This is a genomic window from Nostoc sp. (genome assembly GCF_036917465.1).
In the GTDB taxonomy this organism is placed as follows: Bacteria; Cyanobacteriota; Cyanobacteriia; order Cyanobacteriales; family Nostocaceae; genus Nostoc.
Window position 1 is genome coordinate 1 of the sequence record NZ_JBALDL010000103.1, and the last position, 10,126, is coordinate 10,126.

Annotated in this window: 12 protein-coding genes; 3 read left to right on the plus strand and 9 right to left on the minus strand. The window is 42.0% G+C overall.

Annotated features, from left to right (window positions below; translation table 11 throughout):
* Positions 1-70: 70 nt before the first annotated feature.
* The gene (locus tag V7K38_RS27365) at positions 71-580 is read left to right on the plus strand and encodes a MarC family protein (protein WP_334862564.1); all 510 of its coding nucleotides are present in this window, start codon (positions 71-73) and stop codon (positions 578-580) included.
* A gap of 105 nt (positions 581-685) precedes the next feature.
* Here the strand turns inward: V7K38_RS27365 and V7K38_RS27370 are convergent, their stop codons facing one another.
* Both V7K38_RS27370 and V7K38_RS27375 read right to left on the minus strand, forming a co-directional pair.
* The gene (locus V7K38_RS27370) at positions 686-1,264 is read right to left on the minus strand and encodes a TMEM165/GDT1 family protein (protein ID WP_334862566.1); all 579 of its coding nucleotides are present in this window, start codon (positions 1,262-1,264) and stop codon (positions 686-688) included.
* Positions 1,265-1,681: 417 nt separating this feature from the next.
* Positions 1,682-1,807 (minus strand): hypothetical protein, encoded by a 126-nt coding sequence (locus V7K38_RS27375; protein ID WP_334862568.1) that lies wholly within the window; start codon positions 1,805-1,807, stop codon positions 1,682-1,684.
* Positions 1,808-2,136: 329 nt separating this feature from the next.
* On the opposite strand from V7K38_RS27375, the gene V7K38_RS27380 reads away from it, so the two are divergent.
* Positions 2,137-4,017 carry a beta strand repeat-containing protein gene (locus tag V7K38_RS27380; RefSeq protein WP_334862570.1) on the plus strand — a complete coding sequence of 627 codons (1,881 nt, stop codon included), beginning with the start codon at positions 2,137-2,139 and terminating at the stop codon, positions 4,015-4,017.
* On the opposite strand, the gene V7K38_RS27385 is transcribed toward V7K38_RS27380, so the two are convergent.
* The 6 genes from V7K38_RS27385 to V7K38_RS27410 all read right to left on the minus strand — a co-directional run bounded on the left by V7K38_RS27385 (position 3,910) and on the right by V7K38_RS27410 (position 8,832).
* Positions 3,910-4,398, minus strand: coding sequence for a hypothetical protein (locus tag V7K38_RS27385; protein ID WP_334862572.1), 489 nt, complete (start codon positions 4,396-4,398; stop codon positions 3,910-3,912). The two genes, V7K38_RS27380 and V7K38_RS27385, sit on opposite strands and share 108 nt — an antisense overlap.
* Positions 4,395-4,634, minus strand: a complete 240-nt coding sequence (locus tag V7K38_RS27390) for a hypothetical protein (protein ID WP_334862574.1) — start codon at positions 4,632-4,634, stop codon at positions 4,395-4,397. Before V7K38_RS27390 ends, V7K38_RS27385 begins: the two co-directional genes overlap by 4 nt.
* Positions 4,610-4,792, minus strand: a complete 183-nt coding sequence (locus tag V7K38_RS27395; protein ID WP_334862576.1) for an ASCH domain-containing protein — start codon at positions 4,790-4,792, stop codon at positions 4,610-4,612. Before V7K38_RS27395 ends, V7K38_RS27390 begins: the two co-directional genes overlap by 25 nt.
* Positions 4,793-4,940: 148 nt before the next feature.
* Positions 4,941-6,302 (minus strand): replicative DNA helicase, encoded by a 1,362-nt coding sequence (gene dnaB / locus V7K38_RS27400; RefSeq protein ID WP_334862578.1) that lies wholly within the window; start codon positions 6,300-6,302, stop codon positions 4,941-4,943.
* 164 nt (positions 6,303-6,466) lie between these two features.
* Positions 6,467-7,912, minus strand: a complete 1,446-nt coding sequence (locus tag V7K38_RS27405) for a hypothetical protein (protein ID WP_334862581.1) — start codon at positions 7,910-7,912, stop codon at positions 6,467-6,469.
* Positions 7,913-8,031: 119 nt separating this feature from the next.
* Positions 8,032-8,832, minus strand: coding sequence for a DUF5131 family protein (locus V7K38_RS27410; protein WP_334862583.1), 801 nt, complete (start codon positions 8,830-8,832; stop codon positions 8,032-8,034).
* A 40-nt stretch (positions 8,833-8,872) separates the two neighbouring features.
* On the opposite strand from V7K38_RS27410, the gene V7K38_RS27415 reads away from it, so the two are divergent.
* Positions 8,873-9,829, plus strand: a complete 957-nt coding sequence (locus V7K38_RS27415; RefSeq protein ID WP_334862585.1) for a cytosolic protein — start codon at positions 8,873-8,875, stop codon at positions 9,827-9,829.
* Between the two features lie 60 nt (positions 9,830-9,889).
* Here the strand turns inward: V7K38_RS27415 and V7K38_RS27420 are convergent, their stop codons facing one another.
* Positions 9,890-10,096: an MT-A70 family methyltransferase gene (locus V7K38_RS27420; protein ID WP_334862588.1), complete on the minus strand. Its 207-nt coding sequence runs from the start codon at positions 10,094-10,096 to the stop codon at positions 9,890-9,892.
* Positions 10,097-10,126 lie beyond the last annotated feature (30 nt).

Sequence of the window (10,126 nt, forward strand, 5' to 3'; positions counted from 1 at the left end):
TAGTGTCAATTTTACTCAAACATCGCTGAAACCTATATAGAGTAAGAGTTTTCAGTGCATCTTGCCCTTCATGACAGCTTCGCTATATCTACCCCCTGTAGTTGCTTCAATGGTTCTTCGAGTTTTTCTTAAAGCAGTAAAGTGGGTACAACCTTATCCCGGCTGTCTGCTAAACCTGCTTTTAGGGAACCAAGATATCCAAATATTGATAATGTCGTTAATTTCAAATACATTAGCAACCTTCGTAGCTCTTTTTCCAATTGCCAATCCAATAGGTGCAGTTCCGGTTTTTTATAGTTTAACAGCGAAGGAAACATCATCACAGCGTCATCAGCAGGCAATACAAACTGCCACGAATGTAGTTTTAGTTTTAGCTGTGTTTTTAGTAGCTGGCAGATGGATACTAGAATTTTTTGGGATTTCACTTCAGGTGCTACGGCTAGCAGGTGGATTACTTGTTGCTCATACAGCGTGGGAAATGGTAACGGTTCGTCAACGCCTTACTCCATCAGAAAATGATGAGGCTATGGACAAAGAGGATATTTCTTTTACACCAATGGCAGTACCGTTAAACCCCTAGACTTTGTTAAATGAGGAGTTCGTGAGTGATTCGGAAATTTTAAACCAATATCTCAATAATCAAATTTAGAAAAAATCCCACGCCAGGTGGGATTGTAAATTAATACTAATGTTTGATTAATAGTCCAATTCCAACTACCGCAAATGCAGTTGCAGCAACCCTCTGTAACAAATTTTGTGGGATTAAATGTTTGGCTTTATATCCGACTATTACCGCAATAGCTGTCACAGTCCAAAGCGCTAAAGTTGCAGAAGTGAAAATAGTGATGGGAGAATGATATTTTGCTGCTAAAGTAGCAGTAGCTAGCTGTGTTAAATCTCCCCATTCGGCAATAAAAATAGTCAAAAATGTTGATGTGACAGATTGAGAAAAACGACTTTTATTCCTTTGCTGATCACATTTAACATCTTCACCATCTGATTCCTTCTTACGCCACATCATAATTGCAAAAACTAAAAACAAAATTCCCGCGCTTATATGAATAAGTGTTGGTGGTAAAAGGCTAAATAAACTCCCAAATGCAACTGCAACAAGGCTTTGAATTACAAATGCTGCTGCTGCGCCTGTAAAAACTGCCAGAGGATGATGACAAGTGGCAAGTAATAAAGCTGCAAAAGCAGTTTTATCTGGTAGTTCCGCCACAAATATCAGTGCAAAAGTAGAAACAAAAAGATTTAATTCCATTGTGATATTAGCCGAGCAAGCTCCTCAGATTGATTACAATTTTCCTGAGTGAGCTTGAGCAGCACAGATGTACTCCACCAAGCTCACATCAGATGTGAACTTAGTGAAAGTCTCGCTCCCAAGCATAAAGATTTGGCTCAGTTAACTACTGAGACTCAAAAACTTGTCATCTGAACCAGGCAATTCGCCAGTATGTTGATTCAGATGTACTGACTTAATTGGCCAGCAGCTACTCCCTTTCAATCTTTATTCAGCCTACACTAAAAAAATGAAAAAGTCAGCTTTTTTAATTATTTTGAAAAAGATATCTTCCTGATTTTTAAATAATTGATTATCATATTTCTTTCATGATTAAGGGAAATTCCTTAATATTTGAATTTCTTATTTGTTTGCTCAGTATAACTTTTAAATAAAAAATTATTCCGAAACTGAATTTTTAACCAACAACGTTCGCGTAGCGTCTCCAAGAGTTGCTGAATTTCCCTGTTCTACCTGTCCCTGAGTTTGATTAGCGTAGACGTGAAACGGCTTGTCGTTAGACATCGCAGAATTTAAAGAAAATTCATTTGCGCGGTGGAACAAGTACCTTTGCGTTACTGAGGGCTAATGCTTAGAAGTCCACAGCATATCTGCAATGGGAATAATCACATGAAGCCGCTTGCATGGGGATTGCTGCTTGCTCGTAGCACTAGGCTTTTGGGGCAATGTACGAGTATATAGTTGCAGTCATCTTGTTCTCTCCTGAATACCAGTAAATCACTTATTTGTCAATTATCTGTGAGGAGTATAAAAATGCTCAACTTTCATAGTAGTATCATGATAAACTTTGAGCGCAATTTTTATACACCTAAATAAAAATCGGAGCAATATCAATGGCTAGATTTAGCGTTACCAATACCAACGATAGTGGTGCAGGTTCATTACGGCAAGAAATTCTAGATGCTAATGCCCTGTCAGGAAAAGACATCATTAATTTTGGGGGACTTTTTAATGATGGACTAGCTCATACCATCAGTTTGACTGGTAGTAGTTTAAGTATCACAGATGACATTACTATTCTTGGCAGAAATCCGAACTTACTAACTATTAGTGATAATAGTGCGTCCCGTGTTTTTGATATTACCAGTGGTGCAACAGCTACAATCAACGGGCTGACTATTACCAATAGTTACAATGCCGTAGAAGGAGGCGGTGGAATTTCCAATAAAGGTGTTCTTACCTTAAACAACAGTATCATCACTGGCAACACTGCTTATCAGGGCGGAGGCATTTCCAATCGGGGCAGCATGACCCTCAACCACAGCACCATCTTTCAAAACACAGCATCTAACAACGGCGGCGGCATTTTCAACTCTGGCACGATGACCCTTAACCATAGCACCATCTCTGATAACACAGTAAAGGTCAGTGGCAGTGGCGATTTTTTCAGCGGCGAGGGCGGAGGCATTTTCAACTCTGGCAGCCTGACCGTTAACCACAGCAGTGTTAGTGACAACACAGCAGTTAATGGCGGCGGTCTCTATATGTTCGACACCGGAAATCTATCGGTGAATAACAGCAGTATTACTGACAACCTGGCAAGTATTAGGGGCGGCGGGATTTATCTTAATGGCGACGGACCACTCGCTGGCACTATAACCGTGAATAATAGCATCATTAGTAGAAACTCCGCACTCAAAGGTGACGGTGGTGGTATCTATGATAGTATCCCTGGCCCTGGTTACTATGATACCACCGGCGCTATCATATATTACCCCGGTTTTAACCCTAAAATTATAACTCTAACTAACAGCATCATTACTGATAATTCGGCTGGGAAAAATGGCGGGGGCATCTATAATTATGATTCCAGTTTATTTCCTGGTAATCACACCTCCAGCACTATAAGCCTGAGTAACTGCATTATTACTGGCAATTTGGCTGGGGCTGATGGTGGTGGCATTTATAACTTGGGTATTCTAACACTGAGTAAAAGCATCATTCATGGCAACACAGCAAAAAGCGGCGGCGGTGGCATCTACAACGGAGGTTTTAGCTACCTAGGTGACAAAGCACCTGATACGATATCTTATGGCAACCTGACGGTGATTAAGAGTCTTATCAGTGACAATTCTGCATCCACTGGAGGCGGGATCTACAATTATGGCACTCTATCGGTGAGTTACAGTAGTATCAGTGATAACTCTGCCATCAACTACGGTGGCGGGATCTACAACTCTAGCTTTAACGAGTTCAGAAGGTACAATACATTCGGTATTGTTAATCTGAGTCATAGCAGCATTAATGACAATCAAGCAGGTACAGCCGGCGGTGGCATCTACAATGATCCCGACCAAGACTTTGGCACAACAAAAAGAGTGTTTCCAGGCAGCTATGTTACATACGACGGCTTAGGCATTGTTACCGTAAGTGATAGCATGATTAGTGGCAATCAGGCACACTTTGGCGCTGGAATCTACAATAATGCAACCTTAACAGTGGGCAACAGCATTATCAAGCACAATAAAGCTTTTGGGATCGAACTTAGTTCTGGTAGTTACGAGTCTGGTGATGGTGGTGGCATTTACAACAACTCTACTTACTATGCCACTGCCAAACTCAACGATAGTATCATTGCTTGTAACTTTGACACTTGCCAAGAGGATTCAAATAATCGTATCCAGCCTGATGATATAGCAGGTAACTTCATCAACAACGGCTATAACTGGATTGGCATTAATACTGCTACTACTACTACTGGTGATGCTGCATAATTTTTTAGTTGAAAAATCAACTGTGCGATCGCCTCCCGCCTCCCTCTCTTGTTGCAGTGTCCGAATCATTGTCACAGCGCCAGGGGGAATTGAACCTATACTTTTGCCTTTCCATGCCCCGCTTATCTTCTCTTTCCAATTGAATGCCCATCGCCAATGAAAGGGATTATTCGGGTCACGTTCACCAATCACACGGGGATAAAAAACGTTTGAACCATCAAGTAGCTTTTTAGTTTCGAGGTACTGATAAAGACAACCCACTGATTCCCCCTGTGAGGCTTTGACCCCTTTCTCGCTTGATTTTTCGGGTGTTGCAGATAACTCAACTATTACTGATTTTGGTTTTGGAAGTAGCGTATGACTTCGGGCTGTTTTAATCATGCAGCCACCTCTATGACCAAATCATCGGGTACTTCAAAAATCCCCAACCGCCCAATGTAGGGAATTGGTGTAATCTCGCGTGGATTCTCCAGTTTCCAATGGTATTGCCCAGCCATTCCCCAGCCAGACGCAACTTGTGAAAACTTGCAATCTACTATTGTGACAATGCCAATAACTTGACCGCGACGTAAAGAGATTAATTCTGGGATTACTACACCACACCCATGTCTTGACAAAATTCTTTTGCTAGTTGGTACTCTTTTTTGGTACAGGTTTTTGCGGCGTGAATGAGAATATCGCCACGATAATTGATAGGCCAGCCTCGATTTTCTATGTTTTTTGTGGAGTGGATTATTGCATAAGCCCAGGGTTGACGAACTGACAGTGCTTTCACGGTGTTTTAAAACTCCAATAGTTGAGGTCATGTCTGGTTGGGAGCGATAGCTATTGAAGCCATACAGTATTCGTCCTTGACGTTGCCGGAGACATCGCTGCCTTCACCAAACCATCGATTACTTCAAAAATTCCCAGTAGTCTAATGTCTAAAACTGCCGATGACGTACTAAGTTTTTAAACTTGGTAAACTGGTTATCAAATAGCAGCTTGACTGTACCAGTAGGGCCATTTCTCTGCTTGCGGACAATTAACTCGGAAATGCCACGGTCAGGAGAATCAGGATTATGAACCTCATCACGGTAAAGCATAATCACAACATCACTGTCTTGTTCCACCGCCCCACTGTCTCGAAGATCACTTAGTATAGGGCGTTTATCATTACGCTGTTCGACTTCCCGGCTTAACTGAGACAAGGCTAGGACTGGAACATCAAGATCCTTAGCTAATTTTTTGAGTCCTCGGCTGATTTGACCGACTCTCTGGGTCATGTTCATTCTTGAATCAGTACCCTCGGACATCAACTGTAAATAGTCTACGATAACGAGTCCGACACCACCATGTGTGGCTGAGATTTTTCGGACTTGACTACGAATCTCATTCATTGTGGGGCAGGAATTATCATTGATAAAAATCCCTTGTTCGGAAAGTTGTGCTACCGCCTGACTCAGGGGTTGCCACTGATTGTTAGAGAGCCGCCCCATTTCGAGTAAGCTGTTCTCAATGCCGGATTCACTTGACAAGAATCTCTGCACATATTCTTCGCGGCTCATTTCCAAACTGAAGATAGCTACAGGTAATCTTTGGGATTGAGCGACATTTTGAGCTAAGTTACCAGCAAGGGCAGACTTACCGACAGATGGACGAGCAGCGAGTATATACAGGCGTTTGGGGCGAAAGCCACCACCGAGTAAACCATCCAAATCATAGAATCCGGTAGAAATGGCGGGGCTAGATGTACCAGCATGGCGCGACTCGATTTCTTGGTAAGCGTCAACCAAACAGTCAGAAATATGAATCAGGTCATCATGAGAGCGCTGTTGTGTGACACTGAAAACTTTTTGTTCAGCAGCGTCAAGAATCAGTGGTAATTCAGTTTCGGTTTCATAGCCGAGATGTAAAATCTCGTTTGCTGCTTTGATTAATTGTCGGCGGTGGTATTTTTCCATGACCAATTCTGCCAGAGCGTCAATGTTGACGGCTGAAACTGTACGGTCAATGAGTGTAGCTAATTTATCTCGACCACCGGCGCGAAACAAAAGCCCATTGTCAGTTAGCCAACTGGTTACAGACAGCAAATCTGTGGGTCTGCCTTGTGTATGGAGCCGTAGCGCAGCTTGATAAATGTCCTTATGGCAGGAGATGTAAAAAGCATCCGCGACTAAGCGATCTACTATTCGGCTCATGGCATCTGGGTCAAGCATAATCCCACCGAGTATCACTTCTTCGGCCTCAATGTTTTGTGGCGGTAAGCGATCTTGTTCGGATGAAAAATTTAGTTTTTGTGTCATAAATACCTCTGTGGAAGAAGAATTCAGAATTCAGAAGTCAGGAGTCAGGAGTCAAGAGGATGAGGATTTTAAACCTGTTTATTCATTTGCCATTCGTACAAAATTCATGTCTGTTTTCTGAATTCTGACTCCTGACTCCTGTTTCAATAAGCTGCAAATTATTTTTACGCAGCATTTGAATGTAAGTGCAGATACATGGAGGGATGCGTGAGCTTTATCCACTCCAGCCATTTGTCCGTTGCACCTGGAGATTGCTGGTCATAGCGGGTACTAAAAGAAACACGAGCTTTGTCCTCGCCAACTTCATCTACACGATCTAAAAATTCGCTGAAGGTGGACTTGTGCCAATCAAGAGAACGGTTAGCGAAATAGCCGATGGGTTGTTTTTCATCAGGTTGTTGTTTTGTTAGTTCTGATGTGGCTTCTGGTTCGACAACTTGTGACCAATAGCCCATTAATTCTTCTAGCCCGGCTTTGGAGCCTTCTAAATTACTAATTGACTTGAGAACTGTGGGGATTTTCTCTTGCCAAGATTCACCCTGACCCCACTTAGCCCTGTGCTTGGCTATCAACTCCACCAGTCGGCGATCGCAGGTTTGGTAAATCTTGTCCCTGATAGCAGTACGCCAGGGGAAGCGCCAATTACGCATTTTGATTTCTGCCCTGTACACGGCAGGCAACGAGTCAGTTGCCATGATGCTTGGATCTACTAAAACCATGTCGATCAAGTCTTCAATCGACTGGAATTTTGGTTTTTTCAGCTTGTTCGATTGTTCGTTTTTATCGAACGACCCCACCGCAATAGTTGGTCTACAAGAGGGGTTATCGGTTTGTTGCAAAGACTCGGAATTTTTTGACAACGAAGTGAGTTGTTTTGGGGTTGGTTCTTCTGGAGTTGGTTTTTCTAAGCTTGGTTTTTCTGGAGTTGGTTCTTCAAGTTGAATTTCTTTCGTTGTTAAATCAAGTTCTTCTTTTTCACACACACTCTCTTGGGTGGGGGGCGCGGGTGGCGAAGCCAGGGGCGCATTGTGTGTAATCTCTGAAGTAATCTCTGTATCTATTAGATCATTTTCACCTTTTCGGCAATTGGAATTTAACCTTTTCGGAAAATCCATTTTCACCTTTTTGGCAATTCCATTTTCACCTTTTCGGAAATTCACTTTTTCGTCAAAACCAGAAGCTACCTGTGTTTTGATATGTTCAGGAGCTAATGGTGGAGTTTGTACTACAAGATTTAGTAGTTCAAGAAAATTCTCCCAGTCGATTCGGATATGTTTAGTTGGACTATTACCAAATTTGTAAAGCGCAGTCACAATTAGATTTTTGGACTCTAATAACTTGATAGCTGTATCAAATTGCTTGGGTGTAATTCTGCACTCTTTCCACCAATCATCACGCTTTTTAGCCAGCCATTTGTACCCCTCACGTTCAATTCTGAGTCGGGGTTGCCCTTCATGATCCGGTAAGTGCCAGTAGATGATCTGACTAAGTAAAATTCCAGCGATTAAGTCACCACCAGCCACGTCTACATAACAACGTTTGACTTCTATCGTGTCCCTAGAACGCGATTCCCAGGCTAGAAAACTATTTTGGTCAGTTAGCCAATTCATCTTTCTAGACCTCCTAGAATCAAGTTTTCTGTTATACTCATAGCTGCACCTGTGTTAAAACTTGTTACTTTGTCGTCATTCCCCTGCACTGCGCTATATTGCGGGGGATTTTGCTTGATTCACGTACCAAACGGAAATTCTTGTAATTGCAGTTGAAGGGGAAACTCTTTGATTTCGCCACCCTTATGATCGCGGGTTTTAAATTGTTGCCCTTGGTAGTAAGCATTCGCCCCCAACTGTTTCACAAACACAGGGGTTTTTGACTCGTTGCACTGTTGGACGATAGACTCAATCCATTCGATGTGGCATGGTCTAGAGTCTGTCCCTGATTCACCGCCGATGATAAGCCACTGGGCATCATTCAAATATTGGCTAATATCGCCTAAATCTTTTAGTAATGGCTCAACTGACCAAAACCTAACACTAGCTGGAATTTGGGCAATGAATTGACTACGTTCTTCAAGAGTGCGACGATTCTCTATAGAAGTTCCAACCCAAATATTAGAAGGTAATTCTTCTAGCCCATGATTAGAAAGCCATTCATTCATAGATGACAACATAATTTCTGGGCGTTTGGTGAGGATTTGGAATATCTGCTTTGGTGCTACGAACATTCCGTCTAATATTTCATGTTGCCAAAAACGTGGAACCCACTCACCAAAGACATCGGTCATAGAAGCAACGAAATGCCTTCTACTTTTTCTTTGAAAGCCCCATTTGCGAATAGCTTCTGTATCGAGTGTTAGTTCTGGTGGTTGCCCAGAGTAGGGTAGTTTGTTTCCACCAAAGAAAGAATTTTGATTCAGTTTTTCGCTATAACAATTTTTGCAGCCTTCAGAGATTTTTTGACACCACCAACCGCCTCCTTTGACACGGATGATATTATCTGTTTGGTCAGTCCATTCTATGTTTGTTGGCATAAATACCTCTGAAATTTGAAATTAGACAATACATTTGAAAATGGCAAAGAAAACACCTCTTACTGAATATGATTCCCCGTGGAAGCAGATGTTGCAGTTGTATTTTGAAGACTTCATGAGATTCTTCTTTCCTCAAACCCATGCTCAAATTGATTGGAGTAGAGGTTTCGAGTTTCTTGATCAGGAATTGCAGCAAGTAGTCCGCGATGCCGAACTAGGAAAACGACTGATTGATAAATTGGTGAAAATCTATCGCATTGGGGGCGAAGAATCTTGGCTGTTGATTCATATAGAAATCCAAAGTCAAGAGGAAACCGATTTTCCTAAACGGATGTTTGTCTACAACTATCGAATTTTTGACCGTTACGATCGCTCTGTTGCATCATGCGCGATACTGGGGGATGACAACATCAACTGGCGACCATCACAGTTTGGGTACGATTTGTTTGGTTGTACGATTGATTTTCAGTTTCCTGTAATCAAGCTGCTAGACTATCAACAAAGATTGTCGGAGCTAGAAGCCAGTCGCAACCCCTTTGCTACGGTGGTAATGGCTCACTTGGCAGCAGTGCAAACCCGCAGTAATAGGTCGCAAAGGAAACAATCAAAACTGAATTTAGTGCGTCGGTTGTATGACCAAGGGTTTGAACGCGAGGCTGTTGTTAACCTTTTAGTTTTCATTGATTGGATGCTAACGTTACCATTGGATTTAGAACTAGAGTTTAAAAGAGAAGTCGAACAATTGGAGGCACAACAGCGTATGCAGTACGTTACTAGTTTTGAGAGAATTGCTCGAATAGAATCTTTATTAAAAGGCATAGCTTTGGGATTAAAACTCAAATTTGGAACACCTGGACAAAACTTATTACCTGAAATTGAGCTTATTGAAGATTTCAGATTGCTGGAATCAATATTGTCAGCAATAGAAACAGCAAATACTATTGATGAATTGCGTTCTATTTATCAGACAGCAGATGACACACCGCTAGAAAATTAGAATTGTTTGATATTTGATTTTCAAGGTTCAGCAAGTTTTGAGTGCCGAAATTAGCGTTAATTAAGCACTCAATGAAGTATCGTTATCAATTTCTGCACCAAGCTGATCAAACAGATCCGCCTCATCACCCCAACAATCCCAGCCAACTCTAGACGAACGTGCGAACATTTCCAGCTTGGTCATATCAGGACACAGCTTTTCTACCTGACTTTTCCCGTTAAGTCTCGAAAAGCTTGTCCACAAAGGATTTAGGAAAAAGCACAGCATATACGATACAGTAATTGAAATCGAGTGCTA